This is a genomic window from Streptococcus sp. FSL E2-3488, assembly GCF_038003585.1.
GTDB classification, from domain to species: Bacteria; Bacillota; Bacilli; order Lactobacillales; family Streptococcaceae; genus Streptococcus; species Streptococcus thermophilus.
On the sequence record NZ_JBBOPL010000001.1, the window covers coordinates 401,370 to 420,210 of the forward strand.

Sequence of the window (18,841 nt, forward strand, 5' to 3'; positions counted from 1 at the left end):
TGTATTAAAAACTAATTAAAGAAAAGGAAGAAAGAAAAATGACAAAAACTTATAAAATCACAGGAATGAAATGCCAAGGATGTGTTAACACCGTTACTGAAAAACTCTCCGCTGTCAAAGGTGTAGACAAGGTCCAAGTTGACCTCGAAAACAAACAAGTCACTATCGAAGGGAAACCTTGGAAATGGTCTCTCAAACTTGCCCTAAAAGGCACTAAGTTCGAGCTTGGTGACGAAATTTAAGACAGGAATGAAACAGCTCTTAGGCTGTTTTTTTTGTCCATAATCTTTTTGAAAAACTCTTCCTTTTGTGATATGATTAGGGTAATTATGTTCTCAAAAAGGAGACTATTCTCTCTTTAAAACTGAGACTAGAAAATCAAGAAAAGAAAACGGTATACCTATGTCTAAACAAACCCTTATCCTTCTCTATGGTGGACGTTCAGCAGAACGTGAAGTGTCTGTACTATCAGCTGAGAGTGTTATGCGTGCGGTAGATTACAACGCATTTGAGGTTAAAACCTACTTTATCACTCAGTCTGGTGATTTTATCAAAACACAAGAATTTATAGAAACCCCAGGTGATGATGAGAAGCTCATGACTAATGACACTGTTGAGGCTAGTCAGGCTATTAAACCAAGCGATATCTACGAAGAAGATGCTGTGGTCTTCCCTGTGCTTCATGGTCCTATGGGTGAGGATGGTTCTATCCAAGGTTTCCTTGAAACCCTCAAGTTGCCATACGTGGGGACCAATGTTCTTTCATCAAGTGTAGCTATGGACAAGATTATGACCAAGCGTATTCTTGAAGTTGCTGGAGTGCCACAGGTTGCCTACACAGGCTACATCGAGGGTGAAGATTTGGAAGCAGCAGTAGCAGAGACACTTGAAAAATTGACCTTCCCAGTTTTTGTCAAACCAGCCAACATGGGGTCATCTGTTGGGATTTCTAAAGCTGAAAATGAATCAGAGCTTCGTTCAGCGATTGATCTTGCTCTCAAATATGATAGCCGTATCTTGATTGAGCAAGGTGTAGTTGCTCGTGAAATCGAAGTTGGTATCCTTGGAAATACGACTGTCAAAACGACTGATCCGGGTGAAGTGGTCAAAGACGTGGCTTTCTATGATTACCAAGCCAAGTACATTGACAATAAGATTACCATGGATATTCCAGCTCGCGTGCCTGTCGAAGTCATGACGCAAATGCGTGCCTATGCGGCCAAGGCCTTTCGTGCTCTAGGGGGTTGCGGTCTTGCCCGCTGTGATTTCTTCCTGACAGAGGATGGAGCCATCTACCTTAATGAGCTCAACACCATGCCAGGTTTCACTCAATGGTCAATGTACCCACTACTTTGGGAAAATATGGGACTCTCTTACTCAGATCTTATCAAGGAATTGGTAGTTTTGGGACAAGAAATGTTCGACAAACGTGAAAGCCATTTGATTTAAGAACGATGATTTATAAGAAAGACATCTTAGTCTCGGAGAAATCTCGGCTCTTTGTCAACTGTAGTGGGTGACGAAAAGCTAACATCTAGAGAGGACCGGATAGGTCCTCTTTTTATGTATGTTCAGTGTGATGAAGACACGTTTCTTAAAGTTGATGAAGTTTCTAAAACCGAAGCCCAAGCGTTTAATGTCTTTAATTAACTTATTAGTCGCTTCAAGTTTTGCGTTTGAATAGTCTGTTTCTAGTGCATTTTGGATGTATTGCTTGTGTCTAAGAAAAGTCCTAAAGACCGTTTGAAAATAGTGATTGACCTTGCTTCTATTTTCCTCTATCAGGTCAAAGAACTCACCTACTCTCTTCTCCTGAAAGTGAAAAAGCAAAAGCTGATAAAGTGTATAGTAGTCAGTAAGCTCTTTTGAAAAGACTAGTGTCTTCTTAACAACTTCATGTGGTGCTAAAGTTTGGCGGAAAGTCTTTGAATAAAAAGAGTTGAGAGATAAGTTTACGGCTGTCCTTTTGGAAGAGTCGCCAGTGATTTTTCAGGGCTCGATAGGGTAGTGACTTCTTATCGAATTGGTTCATAATTGCAATTCTTGTCTTTAAAAAGGCACGTCCAAGGTGATGGATGATGTGGAAACGATCAAGAACGATTTTTGCGTTTGGAAAGAGCTTGCGAGCCAGTGGAATATAAGCTCCAGACATATCCATCGTGATAAACTGTACCTGTTGTCGGACTTTCAATGGATACTTCAAAAAGTAGTTTCGTATAGTAGTTTGGCGGCGATTATCAAGGATGGTTATGAGTTGGTTTGTCTCATAATTCTGCGCCACAAAAGCCAATTCCCCTTTCTTGAACCCAAACTCATCCCAGGACATAACAGCAGGGAGTTTGTCATAATGTTTCTTGAAAGTAAACTGATCAAGCTTACGATAGACAGTGGACGTCGACACGCGAAGTCTTCTTGCAATATCAGTTAGTGACACTTTCTCAGTTAGGAGTTGTGTAACTTTTTGTCGGACTAGATTGGAGATTTGGCAGTTTTTCTCAACGATAGATGTCTCAGCTACCGTGACTCTTCTACAACTTTTACACTGGAAACGATGTTTTTTCAGACGTAGTAGAGTTGGCGTTCCCGCTTGCTCGAGAAGAGGGATTTTAGAAGGCTTTTGAAAGTCGTACTTGATCATCTTTCCATGGCAATGAGGACATGATGGTGCAGGGTAATCAAGTTTTGCTTGAATCTCGATATGAGTGTCAGTTTCAAAAACAAGTGAAATCTTGATATTTTGGTCTTTGATTCCGATTAATTCTGTGTTATTCTTAATAAGTCTCATAAGTTCTTCCTAATGATGGTTTGGTTGCTTTTCATTATAGTTCTTATGGGACTTTTTGTGTACACTCAAAAAGCTCTATAATCCCTACAGTAGTTTTACCCACTACAGAAATTATAGAGCCGAAATCTCTGAGATTGAGATGTTTTTTTCTTTATAGAAATCCAGATTGTATTTATATCTTTTCTTTATCACCTTGATAAAAAATACATATTATCCAAAGAAACTCAGCGGTGGTAGAATAAAGCTAACGTTTCAAATAATAATATAAAGCAATTTGTTCGTTTTTGATGAAGATTCACCTATCGTAAATATCGTCAGAGACGAGTGATGGTCAAAGGGCCAGAAGTAGATGTCAGTGGGTGCTCACGGATTTTTACACGCCCTTTGTATATTGTGGAATTGAACACAGGCTAAATTCCTAGAGCAAAGGATAAACTTCCTAGTGTGCCAGCACACGTCGTCAGTTTCCTATTTGCTTTATGAAATTTCACACGCCCTTTGTATCTTGTTTTGAGGAGGTAAGTTTTGGACTGGTCCATTGTTCAACAGTATTTGCCCTTCTATCAGAAGGCATTCTTTTTAACCTTACATATTGCTGTTATGGGGATTATTGGGTCCTTTCTTTTGGGCTTGGTGGTGAGTGTTATTCGCCATTATCGAGTACCGATTTTGAGTCAGCTTTCGACGGCTTATATTGAGTTATCTCGTAATACGCCGCTCTTGATTCAGCTCTTTTTTCTCTACTTTGGCTTGCCTCGTATCGGTTTGGTTCTATCCTCAGAGACTTGTGCTGTGGTAGGTTTGATTTTCTTGGGCGGTTCCTATATGGCGGAGTCCTTCCGAAGTGGTCTAGAGGCTGTTAGTCAGACCCAGCATGAAGTGGGTTTGTCTATTGGTTTGACGCCATTCCAAGTCTTTCGCTATGTGGTCCTTCCTCAGGCAGTGGCTGTGGCGCTTCCGTCATTTAGTGCTAACGTCATCTTCCTTATCAAGGAAACATCCGTTTTCTCAGCGGTAGCCTTGGCGGATTTGATGTATGTGGCCAAGGATTTGATGGGTCTTTACTACGAAACTGATGTGGCTCTAGGAATGTTGGTGGTGGCTTATCTCTTGATGTTGCTACCGATTTCTCTAGTCTTTAGTTGGATTGAAAGGAGGTTACGCTATGCAGGATTCGGGCTTTCAGGTTCTTCTTCAGGGGAATAATTTCCTACGTATCTTACAAGGTTTAGGCGTAACTATTAGAATTTCCATCGTTTCGGTGCTTCTGTCCCTCTTACTAGGAACCCTTTTTGGGATTGTCATGACTTCGAAGTCTAAGATTGTTCGGTTTTTGTCACGAATTTATCTAGAATTTATTCGTATCATGCCCCAATTAGTTTTGCTCTTTATTGTCTATTTTGGTCTGGCTAGGAACTTTAACATCAATATCTCAGGTGAGCTATCGGCTATTATCGTCTTTACCCTTTGGGGAACGGCTGAGATGGGCGATTTGGTGCGTGGGTCAATCACGTCGCTACCGAGACACCAGTTTGATAGTGGGAGGGCTCTTGGCTTGACCAATGGGCAACTCTACACCTATGTCATTATTCCGCAAGTCCTGCGTCGCTTGTTGCCTCAGGCTATTAACCTGGTGACACGGATGATTAAGACCACATCTTTGGTGGTTTTGATTGGCGTGGTTGAGGTGACCAAGGTTGGTCAGCAGATTATCGATAGTAACCGCCTGACTATTCCAACAGCTTCTTTCTGGATTTATGGTACAATTTTGATTCTTTATTTTGCCATTTGTTACCCAATATCTAAGCTGTCTACATATCTTGAAAATCGTTGGAGGAATTAAGATGACAGAAAGCATTTTACAAATCAAGGATTTGAAAAAGTCCTTTGGGGACAATCAAATTCTCAAAGGCATCTCCTTAGATGTTAAGCAAGGTGAAGTCGTTGTTATCCTGGGTTCCTCAGGTTGTGGAAAATCGACTTTGCTACGCTGCATCAATGGCTTAGAGACTATCCAAGGAGGCGATATTCTCCTAGATGGTAAGTCTATCACTGGTAGTAAAAAGGATTTCCACCTGATTCGTCAGAAAATCGGAATGGTCTTTCAAAGCTATGACCTCTTCCCGCATTTGGATATCCTGCAAAACCTGATTTTGGGGCCAGTCAAAGCTCAAGGGCGTAACAAGAATGAAGTCATTGCAGAGGCTGAGAAACTCTTGGACCGTGTGGGACTTTTGGATAAGAAACACAGCTTTGCGCGACAACTATCAGGTGGTCAAAAGCAACGGGTAGCCATAGTCCGTTCCCTGCTCATGCATCCTGAAGTTATCCTCTTTGATGAAGTGACGGCTTCACTTGATCCTGAGATGGTTCGTGAGGTTCTGGAATTAATCAATGACCTGGCTCAAGAAGGATGTACCATGTTGATTGTAACCCATGAACTTCAGTTTGCGCGTGCCATCGCTGACCGTATTATCTTTATGGATAAGGGTGTCATCGCTGAGGAAGGTACTGCTGAAGAATTCTTCAATCATCCAAAGACACAGCGGGCTCAAGAGTTCCTCAATGTCTTTGATTTCAGTCAGTTTGGTGCCTATTTGTAACCCATTGTTTTTAGTGAAAGTAAATTATTTTAGGAGAGAATTATGAAACTAACAAAGAAAATTTTTGCCCTATTAGCCCTCGTCTTTGCCTTGGTGGCAGTGACTGCTTGCTCAAGTAACAGTAGCTCTGGTAAATCAACAGCCAAAGCACGTACTATTGAAGAAATTAAGAAGAGTGGTGAGCTTCGTATCGCCGTCTTTGCGGACAAGAAACCTTTCGGTTATGTAGATAACAAGGGTGCTTACCAAGGTTACGATATTGAACTTGGTAACCGTTTGGCCAAAGACTTGGGTGTTAAACCGAAATACGTCTCAGTAGATGCGGCCAACCGTGCAGAATTCTTGATTTCAAACAAGGTAGATATTACGCTTGCCAACTTTACAGTAACTGATGAACGTAAGAAACAAGTGGACTTCGCCCTTCCTTACATGAAAGTCTCAATCGGTGTAGTGTCACCTAAAGACAAGGTCATTAAGGACGTTAAAGAGCTTGAAGGCAAGACCTTGATTGTTACTAAGGGGACAACTGCTGAAACTTATTTTGAAAAGAACTACCCAAATATCAAATTGCAAAAGTATGATCAATATAGCGATGCCTACCAAGCACTCCTTGATGGTCGTGGCGATGCCTTCTCAACAGATAATACAGAAGTTCTTGCTTGGGCTCTAGAAAACAAAGGCTATGAAGTCGGAATCACATCACTTGGTGATCCAGATACTATCGCTCCAGCCGTTCAAAAAGGTAACAAAGAACTCCTTGACTTTATCAATAAAGACATTAAGAAACTTGGCGAAGAGAATTTCTTCCACAAAGATTATGAAAAAACACTTCACCCAACTTACGGTGATGCTGCTAAAGCTGATGACCTCGTTGTTGAAGGTGGCCAAGTGAAATAAGACCAACACCCTCTTAGAGAGGTAAGTCTTGCTTAATAAAAATAAACAACCACTCCTGCTTATATCTAGTCTAGCTAGAAGCAGGAGTGGTTTTACTTGTTTTTATAGTTTCTTTTGATCTTCCATTCAACGAAAAGGACATATATAAGAAAGCCACCCAACATTCCAAATACGATATAAGGTCTCAGACGATCAGACAAGGTCTTTCGTTGACATAAGGGGATTTTGAACCGTCTTTTCAGGTAATACTTTTGTCCTTATCATCCACTAATTTGTGGGATTCGCCATTATAGGTCAGATAATTGTCTTTACGAACATACATCTTCAAATAGTTGTAGCCGTTCTTTGTGGGAAGGTCTGAAAGAAGGTGCTCCTTGGCATAAACTAGGTTACCGTCCATTAAAGCGTTCAATCTCATCAATGCGTGCATTTTTGATGAGGACATTTCCATCTTGAACAATCTCCCAATCAATCTTACTTCCCTCGCCACCTCTTTCGTAGGATATGGCAAGCTGATGGCTTTCAGGTTGCCAAAGACCGTAGATATCGTCTTTATAAACGTCATGACCAAAGAAAATACCATAGATAATGACTACAGGTAAGAGGATTAGGAAATCTATGCCAAAAATGTTAGCTAAACGGTCTGTAAATTTATCCCAGCGTGCTCGCCATCCCGTTTTGCGTTTCTGTTGTTTCCGATATGCTTTTTGTGGATGATATTTTCGATTGAGATTCTTTCGGTCAGCGTATTTTCTTTTTGTTTGGTGTCTCATTGAGCTTCTCTCTCCTCTTTTGCCGAGCCTCTATAATGATAAGAAATGAGCAAATACCAATAAGTATCAAATAGAAGGATTCAAAAACTTCATCTATAGTGGTTTTCCGTTGACCATAAGGGCTGGTGGAATCATCTTTCCAAGTGATGGACCTGTTTCCGGAGTCTATTCGTTTGTAGGACTCGCCATCATAGGTAATATAATTGTTTTTATGAAGATAGAAATCCATATAGCTGAAGCCGTCCTTTGTGGGGAGGTCTGTTAGGTAGCCTTCCACAGTGTAGAGCTCCATGTGAAGAGCTCCGTCATTAAGCAGCTTGACTGGGCGAGTTCTAGTAGCATAGATAACATCCTTACCATCCTGTGTGACCTGCCAGTCAATATTTCCTCATTTCCGAATATGCTTACAGGAAGTCGCTAACTGATGATGATCAGACTGCCAGAGACCATAAATATTATCTTTGTTGACGGTATAATGATTGTAATAATATAAACCACCATATAGCAGTGCTAGTATTAATAAGATGATCAATCCAGATGTTGGCTCTAGTAGAACTACCATTCTCCAATTAAAGCGCTAGCTTTAGGTTCTTCAATACTTTGGCAGTCACTTCTTCTGTCTTTCTCTTTGTTAGAGAAACTGATTGATTTTTTTCTTTGTCATGCCTAATCCTTTCATCAACCATTGTAACAAATTCATCTCCCAAGCAAAAGCTAGCCCGATTTGTGATATAATTGGGAGTGATTGAAGTCAAGAAAATCTTATTTCTTGTCAGACTTGTAAAAAAATATAATAGAGGATTTTAAGATGAAACTGACACTCCATGAAATTGCCAAGGTTGTTGGTGCTAAAAATGATGTCACTGCCTATAAAGATGTCGCCCTAAACCAGATTGAATTTGACAGCCGTAAGATCACAGCGGGGGATCTCTTTTTGCCGCTCAAAGGTGCGCGTGATGGGCATGATTTTATCCAAACAGCCTTTGACAACGGTGCTATAGCGACATTCACAGAAAAAGAATTACCGGCTGATCAAGCCCACATCCTAGTCGATGACACTCTTGAAGCCTTCCAAGAACTAGCTGCCTACTATCTTGAAAAGACTGGTGTTGATGTTATTGCTGTGACTGGTTCTAACGGTAAGACAACCACCAAGGACATGATTCATGACATTTTGGCAACGACCTACCGCACTTACAAGACACAAGGCAATTACAACAATGAGATTGGTCTTCCTTATACAGCCCTCCACATGCCTGATGATACGGAGAAAATTGTCCTTGAGATGGGGCAAGACCATATGGGAGATATTCATCTCTTGTCAAACTTGGCTAAGCCAAAAACAGCCGTTGTTACCTTAATTGGAGAGGCTCACTTGGAATTCTTCGGTAGCCGTGACAAGATTGCTCAAGGTAAAATGCAAATGCAAGACGGTATGCCTGATGGTAGTCTCTTGCTTGTGCCATGTGATCCAATCGTTGATCCTTTCTTGCCAAGCAATCTTGAAGTGGTACGCTTTGGAGATGGTGCAGAGCTTACAGTCTCTGAGTTGACGGAATACAAGGATCATCTTACCTTTTCAACAAAGTTCCTCGACGGACAAGTTACCTTGCCAGTCACTGGAAAATACAATGCCACAAATGCCATGGTTGCTGCCTATGTCGCAAAACACTTGGGTGTAACTGAGGAAAATATCCTCTCAGCTCTTGCTAACTTGCAACTCACAAAAAACCGTACCGAATGGAAAAAAGCGGCTAATGGAGCGGATATTCTTTCTGACGTCTACAATGCCAATCCAACAGCTATGAAGCTCGTTTTGGAGACCTTCTCAGCCATTCCTAAGAATGAAGGAGGCAAGAAAATCGCTGTCCTAGCTGATATGAAAGAACTCGGTGAACAGTCTGTACAACTTCATACACAGATGATTTTAAGCCTGACACCAGATGCTATTGATACGGTGATTTTCTATGGTGAAGACATTGCAGAATTGTCACAACTTGCCAGTCAAATGTTCCCACTTGGTCATGTTTATTATTTCAAGAAGACATCTGATGAAGACCAATTTGATGCTATGGTCAAACAAATCAAAGAAAGTCTAGGCGAATACGATCAAATCTTGCTTAAGGGCTCTAACTCTATGAACCTAGCCAAGGTTGTGCAAGAACTCCAAGCTAAGGATTAAGTTCTCTAACCTGCTCTCTAAGCAGGTTTTTGATTTACCCTGAAATTTGATATAATAGCAGGCATAGCAATTTCATCAGGAGAAGAGAATGAAGGATTTTTTGACAATGACCCCAACTCATCCCCCCCATATACCTCTGCCCTATTATTTGCTTATGCTCTTGGCGATGGTACTCTTGAGTTACCTGAGTTGGCTTTGGCATAACAATAATGTATGGCGTTGGACCTTTATCACTATTCAAGCCATTCAACTCTTTGCCCTTTACACCTGGTACCTCTGGCAAGGCTTTCCTCTTTTTATTAGTCTGCCCCTTTACCATTGCCGTATGGCCATGTTTGCTGTTCTCCTCTTGAAAAATAGTAGGACAAAGACCTACTTCGCTATTATGGGAGTCGTCGGAACCTACTGTGCATTGATTTACCCAGTATTTGATCCCTATGAGTTTCCTCATATCACAGGATTTTCTTTCCTAATTGGTCACTATGCCCTACTCGTCAATAGCCTGAATGTCATTTTTAACAGTTATAAAACCCATCCCATCAGCCTAGGACTAATCGTGGTGGCTACCTTCCTACTAAATCTAGGTCTGGTAATAGTTAATCAGACCATCGGTGGAAACTATGGGATGCTTAAACACACGCCATTTATTATGGGACCCTCCTTAGTTGTCAAATACCTTGCTGTTTCAGCAACTTTGATTATTCTTATGATAATTATGAAAAAGAGTCTGGAATATTTTGAAGATAAGTATTGAATAAATGAAGAAACACGCCATCAGAAAGCTGATAGCATGTTTTGTCATTTTATTTGTTTTATTCTAACACAAAACGCTTTCAAAATTGCTTTCACACTGTAATTTGGATATAATAAAAGAGTTATGCCTGCGAGAATTATTGCAAGCCTCGACAACAAATGTAGCTTTTAAAAGACAGAAATTTTCTGAAAGAAGTGCTACAACTATCTTACTTTTCAATCTGGTTAAAACCTATTACTGTCAGTAGCTATGGAACGTAGAAGTTTTGCGATTCCTAAGGAAGCTGCTAACGTTCGATACCACTAAGGAAAAGTACCAAAAAGATTATTTTTAAAGAAGAAAGAAAACTATGAGCATTCGAGACGAAATCAAAAAACGCCGTACTTTTGCCATCATCTCTCACCCCGATGCTGGTAAAACAACAATTACTGAACAATTGCTTTACTTTGGGGGTGAAATCCGTGAAGCTGGTACCGTAAAAGGTAAGAAGACCGGAAATTTTGCCAAATCAGACTGGATGGATATTGAAAAACAACGTGGTATCTCAGTAACCTCATCTGTGATGCAGTTTGACTATGCCGGCAAACGTGTTAATATCCTTGATACCCCAGGGCACGAGGACTTCTCAGAAGATACCTACCGTACTCTTATGGCGGTTGATGCTGCCGTAATGGTCGTTGACTCAGCCAAAGGTATTGAGGCCCAAACCAAAAAACTTTTCGAAGTTGTCAAACACCGTGGTATTCCTGTCTTCACCTTCATGAACAAATTGGACCGTGATGGACGTGAGCCACTTGACCTCTTGGAAGAGTTGGAAGAAGTGCTTGGTATTGCCAGTTACCCAATGAACTGGCCTATCGGTATGGGGAAAGCCTTCGAAGGTCTTTATGACCTTTATAATGAACGATTAGAGCTTTACAAGGGTAACGAGCGCTTTGCCAAGATTGAAGATGGTGATACTCTATTTGCCAACAATCCATTCTATGAGCAAGCTAAAGAAGATATCGAACTCTTGACAGAAGCAGGAAATGAATTCTCTGAAGAAGCTATTTTAGCTGGTGAATTGACTCCGGTCTTCTTCGGTTCTGCCCTTACAAACTTTGGGGTTCAAACCTTCCTCGATACCTTCCTCAAATTCGCGCCAGAACCACATGGCCATAAGACAGTAGATGGTGATGAGATTGATCCTCTTAACAAGGATTTCTCAGGTTTTGTTTTCAAAATCCAAGCCAACATGGACCCACGTCACCGTGACCGTATTGCCTTTGTTCGTATCGTGTCTGGCGAATTCGAGCGTGGTATGAGTGTTAACCTAACCCGTACAGGTAAAGGAGCTAAGCTCTCTAACGTCACTCAGTTTATGGCCGAGTCCCGTGAAAATGTCGAAAATGCTGTGGCTGGAGATATTATCGGGGTTTACGATACAGGAACTTACCAGGTTGGTGATACCCTTACTGTAGGAAAAAATAAGTTTGAATTTGAGCCACTACCAACCTTTACGCCCGAGTTGTTCATGAAAGTTTCTGCTAAAAATGTTATGAAACAGAAGTCTTTCCACAAGGGAATTGAACAATTGGTGCAAGAAGGAGCCATCCAGCTCTACACCAACTACCAAACTGGCGAATACATGCTTGGTGCTGTTGGTCAACTTCAGTTTGAAGTTTTCAAGCACCGTATGGAAAATGAATACAATGCTGAAGTCGTCATGACACCAATGGGTAAAAAGACCGTACGTTGGATTCAACCTGAGGATCTTGACGAACGCATGTCATCAAGCCGAAACATCTTGGCCAAAGATCGCTTTGACCAACCAGTCTTCCTCTTTGAAAATGACTTTGCCCTTCGTTGGTTTGCGGATAAATACCCAGATGTAACATTGGAAGAGAAGATGTAATGTACTAAGATTGCTTGGCTATTTCATAGCTTAAGCAATCTACACCACGTCCTATGGGACCGTGGCTAAGTCCCTTACTAACTCGAAAACGGAAAAAACATCGTTTCCGTTTTCTCATGTCGTAACACGATGACTATTTAGTTTTTGCAAATCGTTCATCTTTTGACGCTAGCCCCTATTAGGTGTCTAGCTAGCCGTCTCACTAACTGCGTCAGACGAATAATATCGATTCGTCTGACTTCGTGTCGTAATATCTTAATAATGATATCTACGCCACGTCTCTAAAATAACACAAAATATAGGACTATCTAATCAGATAGTCCTATATTTTTTATAAACCTAATAGTTATCAAGTATAGCTATAATTAATTACTTTAGATAATCACGATTATGATAAATCAAGCCAGCTTCCAAAAGTATGCAAATTGTTGATAGCCAGAAACTTGTTGTAATTCCAAAACTTTCAGTAATAGAACTCATCAGAAAGACGAAAACTGAAAAAGCAAGGGTTTAAATGACTTCAAATACAGAATAAACATGTACTAACTGATTTTCATCCACAGTTTCCTGAAGAAAGACACTTTCAGGGACTTCTTTTAACTGAGAAAAGAAGCCGATTAAACTTGAGAAAATTAAAAATGTTTGTGTGTTTGAAAAAAAGAGGATACTGGCTGTGATGGTCGCCATTGCTAAGAGTGGAAAGAGAATACTTTTCCACTTATGAGCTAAAAACTTTTCGGATAGTTTGTAGACAATTATTCCACCTAAAATGATACCAAGGGAATAGGCTGTATTTGAGTAGCCCCAGTAACTTTCAGTTTGTTTTAATACTTCGGTTACAAAAACAAGGATTACTGATGATACCCAGATTGTATTGGAGAAGTCCTCTAATAAATTTGCTTGGACAAATAACTTTAATTTAGGATTTTTTGCAACTAACTTCCATCCTTTTACTAGAGTATCCAGATTAGTTTCCGCATCTAACTGCTCTATTTTAGCCTGAGGGAGAAGGAGCATCACAGAAGTAGAAAGAAGATAAAGAAATAGGACTATCAACATTGTAGAAAATAGGCCAACCGAAGCGTAAAGGAGTCCTCCCAGTCCTCAACCAATCAATTGCACTCCCTCACTACTCATTGATAAGGCAGCATTTGCCTTTCCCAAATTTGTGGCATATCTAGGAATCATGGCATAAGATACGGGCGATGCAAAGCCATCTAAGATAGAAATAGCGACAACAAAGATATACATTCCTATGGCTGGAACAAATTGAGCCTTAAAGAGCATTACAAGGAGTATTGCTAATAAAAAAGTCTTTCCACATTGAGTGAATGAAAGAACTCTATTTAGGGCTAGTTTTTTAGTCACCAATGGCACTAGAAGGCTTGCCACGAAAGCTGATAATCCGATTAGAATGGGAACCATTGAGGTTGCAATAACGGATTTTGTAATGACGTAGATATTTGCAATGAGAGATACCCTGAGAAAAATGTCAGCTAAGTTAGCAAATAATTGAGAGAGAAGTAATTTCAGAAAGGATTTAGACATATCGTTTCTCCATATTGGTTACCAAATCTGGAAATGAAATTGGATTCACATATTTTTTAAACAAAATAATTTTACAAGAATAATAATCTTATTTAATAAATTCCCATATATGCTTTCTAACTATTTTCCTCTATCAATTTTTTCAAATGTGCTTCATAAGTCTTTGCAATATGCTCGCTCCCTGCCAATTTCATGGCCCCAATATATTTTTTCATTTCGATAATGGACTGATTATTTCCTTCTTTTTTATATTGATAATAATTTTGTGCATATTGAAAAACCAATCGTTCATAAATTTCAGTCTCGATAAAAAAGCATTGGTTTAATTGTTTTTCAAAATACAGTGCATCAATGAGTTCTTCTCTTTCTATGCATGTAATATAAACATTTAATAACATGGTTGATATCATGCGTCGATTATTAGGAATCTCTTTGTAAAAATCAGACCTTCTAGACATCTCCTTTGCCAAAACCATAAGAGTCTCATGGTTCAACACATCTAAGGTATTTGCAAAAATCAATAATTCATAATACCCCCAGTACTCGACACTAAATAGATAATCGGTTAAATCAGCTAGGTCCTGTTGCGTATAGTAGCTTTCTCCCGATAAATCTTGCAAGCGAATTTTTAATAAAATAGTATTAATGTGATGAAACTTCTCTCGTTTAGGTTCTGATTCTAATTGAGAACTGAGTAACTTCTTTAATCCATCGATATCATGAGTCGATACAAAAAGTCGAATTTTTGATAATAGCTCATTCAGATCATCACGATGAAAATCATGGACAGCATACATAAATTCTTCAATAGGCATATTGATTTCATCTAAGATCAACATAAACTTTGAAATGGTTAAATCTGTCTGTCCCTTTTCAAAACGGGATAGTTGAGACGTTGAAATACCTGCTTTTGCGACATCTTTTAATCGTAACCCTCTTGATTCACGAAATTTTTTTAAAACTTCTCCAAATTTTTGCATGGAAAACCTCCAGTTTGCACATATGGGAATATTTATGTTTTTTGTATCTTAACATAAAATACAGTAAAACAAAAGTGAGGTAATTCATATGAAGAAACAAAAATTGTTGTTATTGGTTGTTTTAGTTTGCGAAGGAATCATTGTTATCTTAGTTGAATAATAATACTCTCAGTTAGAATTTAAGGAAAAGACGAGCAATGTAGCGTCAAATTAACTATTGTGGCATGAATTATTAGCCTAATTTGTTTAGTTGTTAGAAACTATATCTCAACTATGTATAGTTTTTGCAAATCGTTCATCTTTTGACGCGAGTCACTATCTTGTGTCTAGCTAGCCGTCTCACTAACGACGTCAGACGAATCATATCGGTTCGTCTGACGTCGTGTCGTAATATTTCATAAAAACAAGAAAAACCATAGGACTGCCACTTAAGACTGTCCTATGGTTTCTTTTATTTTTCCGTATTTAGTAATCTGCCTAGGAATCGTTGCAAGGCGAAGAAAACAATGAGGCTGGCCAATGTTTCTCCAAGGAAGGATGAGCTATTGACAATGAGTGAGTAAAGATAAGGGCTTTGTCCTTTAGGGGCATAGCTTCCCCAAAAGATGACACCTGCTATAAAGTGAATGAGGTAACGAGCAAAGCTACCAAGCAGAATCCCCCCAGTGATATACATCAGAGATTTAACTTTATAGCCTTGTTTAATGGCTTTATCTAGGGCTGGTTTGACCACACCACTAATCCCAATAAGGCTAAAGGCGACAAAATACTCCAGAAAACCTTGTGTTAATGTTAGCCAACCACCGGCTGCTTGTCCCGTCGCCACTTGGAGAAGCCCCCAGATAAGGCCTCCCATAGCACCGGCTTTAAGCCCCCAGCGAAAACTGAGGAGAAAGATAGGCGCCATTTTAAAGGAAAGGGAAATCCAAGGGCCTAGGGATATTGGCTGAGTAACTAGATCCAGGATATAAGCAATGGTCGCCAAAAGGGCGATATCAATCATTGGTCGAATACTTGTTTTCGACATAAAAAACCTCCTATACCAATCGTCTTGATTGGCTATTTTTTTGCCACATCAAAACGACGTCATAGAAGTCTATTTCAATCTATTTTGAGACACATCCCTACGCAGGTTCTAACCTGATCAGGTGGTAAGAGTTTAGGCGAGTCTTGAAGAAAAGATTCAAGCTAGCCATTCTCAGCAATTGCTCCTCTTGTGACTCTTTTATTGTACTACCAGAAACCAATTTCTGCAAGTGTATTAAATCTTAAAATGTGGTATAGTTAGAGCAAGAACTATCTTTAAAGTAAAAAAGGAGCAACAACTATGGGAATTTTTTCAGGATTGCTTGGCAATGCGTCTAAGAAAGATAATGACAAGGTTGAGCGTCAATTGGAGAATATCTTGATTCCAGGTGAACAGGTGGACTTAGCCTATGTCCTTGTTCGTGACTTGATTGTCTTTACAGAGAAACGCTTGATTTTAGTAGATAAGCAAGGTGTTACAGGAAAGAAGACTTCCTATAAATCTATCCCTTATCACTCAATCTCTCGTTTCACTGTAGAAAGCTCGGGGAACTTTGACCTAGATGCTGAACTTAAGATTTGGATTTCATCAGCACTTGATCCTGCAGAAGTGCTTCAATTTAAGAGCGATAATAATGTCTTTGAAATTCAGCAAGCTTTAGCAACAGCAGTGCTAGAGTGAAGAGGAATTGACTATGTTTATTGAAAAGGAACTTGGTTACAAGCGTCACTGGATTAATATTGACTCAGACATTGTATCTGAGCAATCCTACCTTTATACTAAGTACGATATTGACCAAGAAACCGTAGAGTATGCCTTGGATAAAAATGAACGAGCCCACATGGATTACAACCGTGAGAATGGGACAATTACCTTTATCTATAATGTTCTGGCGCTTGAAAAGGACAAGGAATACTATGAGACTATCCCTCTGACTTTTATTGTACAAGATACGCGTTTGGTGACCATTAGTAACGAGGATAACGCTTATGTGATAAGAAAGATGCAAGACTATGTGGATAACCCTGAGGATTTGTCTATCTACACGTTGCTTTTTGCAGGACTTGAGATGATTTCAAATGCTTATTATCCCGTTATTGAACGCTTGGATCAGCAAAAAGACGAAGTTAGTCGACGCCTAAGGCAGACCACGACAAGTAAGAATCTTTATGATCTTTCAGATTTGGAAACAGGCATGGTCTATTTGGTGACCGCAGCTACACAAAACCGTCTCCTTTTGGAATACATTAATGGGCATGCCATTTATCGTCGTTTCAATGAGGTCGAAAAAGAGCAGTTTGATGATGCTATGATTGAAGCCAGGCAGTTGGTTGCCATGACGGATCTTATTTCAAAGGTCTTACAACAACTATCAGGTTCTTATAATAATATCCTAAACAACAATCTGAATAATAACTTGAGTAATTTGACTATTATCGAGGTACTCTTGGGAGTTCTTTCCGTCATTACCGGTTTCTTTGGGATGAATGTTCCTATACCTTTTATGACTGTCAGTCCAGCCTGGATTTTCATCGTTTTTGGTAGTATCATTCTTTGTTTGGTTTTGGCCCGCTATCTGCGTTGGTTGGTTCATAAAAAATAATCAGTGAGTGAAACCGTCTTCTCAAATTGGAGGCGGTTTTAAAACATTATTTTCTGTCTTTTTATCCTTAAATATGATAGAATAGATGAGTTGTTAAATTAACGACTGTAAAATACAAGCAGATGCTTTATCTGCTCATCCAAGTCTCATAAGGTAGCTTCGCACTACCTTCAATAGAAAGAAGAATACTTTGAAATTTACAGATTTAAACCTATCAGAAGACATCCAATCAGCTGTTGTAGCTGCCGGTTTTGAACAACCATCACCTATCCAAGAGTTGACAATTCCACTTGCTCTTGAAGGTAAGGATGTCATCGGTCAGGCACAAACTGGTACTGGTAAAACAGCTGCCTTTGGTTTGCCTACCCTAGATAAAATTCGTACAGAAGAAAATACAATTCAAGCCCTGGTTATTGCCCCAACACGTGAGTTGGCAGTGCAATCTCAAGAAGAGCTTTTCCGTTTTGGCCGTGATAAGGGCGTTAAGGTTCGCTCAGTATACGGTGGTTCTAGCATCGAGAAACAAATCAAGGCCCTCCGTTCAGGTGCCCACATTGTAGTAGGGACACCAGGTCGTCTCCTAGACCTTATCAAACGTAAAGCCCTTAAACTTAACAATATCGAGACTTTGATTTTGGATGAAGCTGATGAAATGCTTAACATGGGCTTCCTAGAAGACATTGAAGCAATTATCAGTCGAGTACCAGAGGAACGTCAAACCCTTCTCTTCTCAGCAACTATGCCTGATGCCATCAAACGTATTGGTGTTCAGTTCATGAAAGATCCTGAGCATGTGAAAATCAAGGCTAAGGAATTGACCAATGTTAACGTTGATCAATACTTTATCCGAGTGAAGGAACAAGAGAAGTTTGATACTATGACTCGTCTTATGGATGTTGACCAACCTGAATTGTCAATCGTCTTTGGACGTACCAAACGTCGTGTGGACGAGTTGACACGTGGTTTGAAACTTCGTGGTTTCCGTGCAGAAGGTATCCACGGAGACCTTGACCAAAACAAACGTCTTCGTATTATCCGTGACTTCAAGAACGGCCAAATCGATATCATGGTTGCAACAGATGTTGCGGCGCGTGGTCTTGACATTTCAGGTGTTACTCACGTCTACAACTACGATATTCCACAAGACCCAGAAAGCTACGTTCATCGTATTGGACGTACAGGCCGTGCAGGCCAATCAGGTCAATCGATTACGTTCGTTTCTCCAAACGAAATGGGTTACTTGGGCATCATCGAAAATTTGACTAAGAAACGCATGAAAGGCCTTAAGCCACCAACAGCTCAAGAAGCCTTCCAATCTAAGAAGAAAGTTGCCCTTAAGAAAATTGAACGTGACTTTGCGGATGAAACTATCCGAGCTAACTTTGACAAGTTTAAGGACGATGCTGTTAAATTGGCTCAAGAATTCACACCTGAAGAATTGGCGCTTTATATCTTGAGCTTGACCGTTCAAGATCCAGAGACAATGCCAGAAGTGGAAATTGCGCGTGAAAAACCATTGCCATTTAAACCATCAGGTGGTGGCTTTGGTGGTAAAGGTGGCAAAGTTGGCCGTGGTAACCGTGGTCGCGATAACAACCGTCGTGGTGGATACCGTGGCGACCGTAACCGTGATGATCGAGACGGTGGTCGTCGAGACTTCAAACGCAAGTCTAAGAATAACAGTCGTGACTTCGAAAATCGTGGCAACAAACGCCCACACCGTGCTTCAAGCGAAAAGAAAAATGGCTTTGTTATCCGTAACAAGGGTGATAAGTAAGAATTAAAACGCTCTAAA

At 40.0% G+C, this 18,841-nt stretch carries 14 protein-coding genes, 3 pseudogenes and 1 riboswitch; of the genes and pseudogenes, 12 read left to right on the plus strand and 5 right to left on the minus strand.

The genetic code is table 11. From position 1 onward, the window contains the following. The first annotated feature begins 38 nt into the window (after positions 1-38). Entirely contained in the window at positions 39-242 is a 204-nt protein-coding gene (gene copZ / locus MHH90_RS02220) for a copper chaperone CopZ (protein ID WP_004197587.1), read from the plus strand. A 160-nt stretch (positions 243-402) separates the two neighbouring features. Beyond that, entirely contained in the window at positions 403-1,449 is a 1,047-nt protein-coding gene (locus MHH90_RS02225) for a D-alanine--D-alanine ligase (protein WP_011681512.1), read from the plus strand. Between the two features lie 85 nt (positions 1,450-1,534). Here MHH90_RS02225 and MHH90_RS02230 read toward each other — a convergent pair. Then, a pseudogene (locus MHH90_RS02230) lies at positions 1,535-2,785 on the minus strand (ISL3 family transposase). 525 nt (positions 2,786-3,310) lie between these two features. Between MHH90_RS02230 and MHH90_RS02235 the strand changes: the two are divergent. The 4 genes from MHH90_RS02235 to MHH90_RS02250 are packed head-to-tail and all read left to right on the plus strand — an operon-like array spanning position 3,311 to position 6,285. Continuing rightward, positions 3,311-3,991: an amino acid ABC transporter permease gene (locus MHH90_RS02235; RefSeq protein ID WP_011681511.1), complete on the plus strand. Its 681-nt coding sequence runs from the start codon at positions 3,311-3,313 to the stop codon at positions 3,989-3,991. Next, positions 3,951-4,628: an amino acid ABC transporter permease gene (locus tag MHH90_RS02240; protein ID WP_023909876.1), complete on the plus strand. Its 678-nt coding sequence runs from the start codon at positions 3,951-3,953 to the stop codon at positions 4,626-4,628. Before MHH90_RS02235 ends, MHH90_RS02240 begins: the two co-directional genes overlap by 41 nt. 1 nt (position 4,629) lies before the next feature. Continuing rightward, positions 4,630-5,388, plus strand: a complete 759-nt coding sequence (locus tag MHH90_RS02245; RefSeq protein WP_004197293.1) for an amino acid ABC transporter ATP-binding protein — start codon at positions 4,630-4,632, stop codon at positions 5,386-5,388. 42 nt (positions 5,389-5,430) lie between these two features. After that, positions 5,431-6,285: a cysteine ABC transporter substrate-binding protein gene (locus MHH90_RS02250; protein WP_004197296.1), complete on the plus strand. Its 855-nt coding sequence runs from the start codon at positions 5,431-5,433 to the stop codon at positions 6,283-6,285. 92 nt (positions 6,286-6,377) lie between these two features. On the opposite strand, the pseudogene MHH90_RS02255 reads toward MHH90_RS02250, so the two are convergent. Continuing rightward, positions 6,378-7,058: pseudogene (locus MHH90_RS02255) on the minus strand (hypothetical protein). 808 nt (positions 7,059-7,866) lie between these two features. Here MHH90_RS02255 and MHH90_RS02260 point away from each other — a divergent pair. The 3 genes from MHH90_RS02260 (at position 7,867) to MHH90_RS02270 (ending at position 11,888) form a co-directional block, all read left to right on the plus strand. Further along, the gene (locus MHH90_RS02260; protein WP_014608619.1) at positions 7,867-9,240 is read left to right on the plus strand and encodes a UDP-N-acetylmuramoyl-tripeptide--D-alanyl-D-alanine ligase; all 1,374 of its coding nucleotides are present in this window, start codon (positions 7,867-7,869) and stop codon (positions 9,238-9,240) included. Positions 9,241-9,328: 88 nt separating this feature from the next. Beyond that, on the plus strand, positions 9,329-9,994 hold the full coding sequence (locus MHH90_RS02265; protein ID WP_011681504.1) for a YwaF family protein: 666 nt from the start codon (positions 9,329-9,331) through the stop codon (positions 9,992-9,994). A 349-nt stretch (positions 9,995-10,343) separates the two neighbouring features. Next, positions 10,344-11,888, plus strand: coding sequence for a peptide chain release factor 3 (locus MHH90_RS02270; protein ID WP_011681503.1), 1,545 nt, complete (start codon positions 10,344-10,346; stop codon positions 11,886-11,888). A gap of 369 nt (positions 11,889-12,257) precedes the next feature. Here the strand turns inward: MHH90_RS02270 and MHH90_RS02275 are convergent. From MHH90_RS02275 to thiT, 3 genes and pseudogenes are all read right to left on the minus strand, one after another. After that, positions 12,258-13,436: pseudogene (locus MHH90_RS02275) on the minus strand (ryptide export MFS transporter). Between the two features lie 116 nt (positions 13,437-13,552). Then, a complete protein-coding gene (locus MHH90_RS02280) occupies positions 13,553-14,416 on the minus strand; it encodes a helix-turn-helix domain-containing protein (protein WP_100262537.1) in 864 nt (287 codons plus the stop codon). Positions 14,417-14,867: 451 nt separating this feature from the next. Then, entirely contained in the window at positions 14,868-15,443 is a 576-nt protein-coding gene (gene thiT / locus MHH90_RS02285; protein WP_340725756.1) for an energy-coupled thiamine transporter ThiT, read from the minus strand. A 77-nt stretch (positions 15,444-15,520) separates the two neighbouring features. After that, positions 15,521-15,641: riboswitch (TPP riboswitch) on the minus strand. 102 nt (positions 15,642-15,743) lie between these two features. On the opposite strand from thiT, the gene MHH90_RS02290 reads away from it, so the two are divergent. The 3 genes from MHH90_RS02290 (at position 15,744) to MHH90_RS02300 (ending at position 18,823) form a co-directional block, all read left to right on the plus strand. Further along, positions 15,744-16,124, plus strand: a complete 381-nt coding sequence (locus MHH90_RS02290; RefSeq protein WP_011681500.1) for a PH domain-containing protein — start codon at positions 15,744-15,746, stop codon at positions 16,122-16,124. Between the two features lie 13 nt (positions 16,125-16,137). Next, the gene (locus MHH90_RS02295; protein ID WP_340725757.1) at positions 16,138-17,046 is read left to right on the plus strand and encodes a magnesium transporter CorA family protein; all 909 of its coding nucleotides are present in this window, start codon (positions 16,138-16,140) and stop codon (positions 17,044-17,046) included. Between the two features lie 190 nt (positions 17,047-17,236). Continuing rightward, a complete protein-coding gene (locus MHH90_RS02300; protein ID WP_014608618.1) occupies positions 17,237-18,823 on the plus strand; it encodes a DEAD/DEAH box helicase in 1,587 nt (528 codons plus the stop codon). The last annotated feature ends 18 nt before the right edge of the window (positions 18,824-18,841 follow it).

What these genes read in the sequence shown, in the direction of transcription:
- copZ (WP_004197587.1), top strand. Translation starts at nt 39, where the DNA reads ATGACAAAAACTTATAAAATCACAGGAATGAAATGCCAAGGATGTGTT.
- MHH90_RS02225 (WP_011681512.1), top strand. Translation starts at nt 403, where the DNA reads ATGTCTAAACAAACCCTTATCCTTCTCTATGGTGGACGTTCAGCAGAA.
- MHH90_RS02240 (WP_023909876.1), top strand. Translation starts at nt 3,951, where the DNA reads ATGCAGGATTCGGGCTTTCAGGTTCTTCTTCAGGGGAATAATTTCCTA.
- MHH90_RS02245 (WP_004197293.1), top strand. Translation starts at nt 4,630, where the DNA reads ATGACAGAAAGCATTTTACAAATCAAGGATTTGAAAAAGTCCTTTGGG.
- MHH90_RS02250 (WP_004197296.1), top strand. Translation starts at nt 5,431, where the DNA reads ATGAAACTAACAAAGAAAATTTTTGCCCTATTAGCCCTCGTCTTTGCC.
- MHH90_RS02260 (WP_014608619.1), top strand. Translation starts at nt 7,867, where the DNA reads ATGAAACTGACACTCCATGAAATTGCCAAGGTTGTTGGTGCTAAAAAT.
- MHH90_RS02265 (WP_011681504.1), top strand. Translation starts at nt 9,329, where the DNA reads ATGAAGGATTTTTTGACAATGACCCCAACTCATCCCCCCCATATACCT.
- MHH90_RS02270 (WP_011681503.1), top strand. Translation starts at nt 10,344, where the DNA reads ATGAGCATTCGAGACGAAATCAAAAAACGCCGTACTTTTGCCATCATC.
- MHH90_RS02280 (WP_100262537.1), bottom strand. Translation starts at nt 14,416, where the DNA reads ATGCAAAAATTTGGAGAAGTTTTAAAAAAATTTCGTGAATCAAGAGGG.
- thiT (WP_340725756.1), bottom strand. Translation starts at nt 15,443, where the DNA reads ATGTCGAAAACAAGTATTCGACCAATGATTGATATCGCCCTTTTGGCG.
- MHH90_RS02290 (WP_011681500.1), top strand. Translation starts at nt 15,744, where the DNA reads ATGGGAATTTTTTCAGGATTGCTTGGCAATGCGTCTAAGAAAGATAAT.
- MHH90_RS02295 (WP_340725757.1), top strand. Translation starts at nt 16,138, where the DNA reads ATGTTTATTGAAAAGGAACTTGGTTACAAGCGTCACTGGATTAATATT.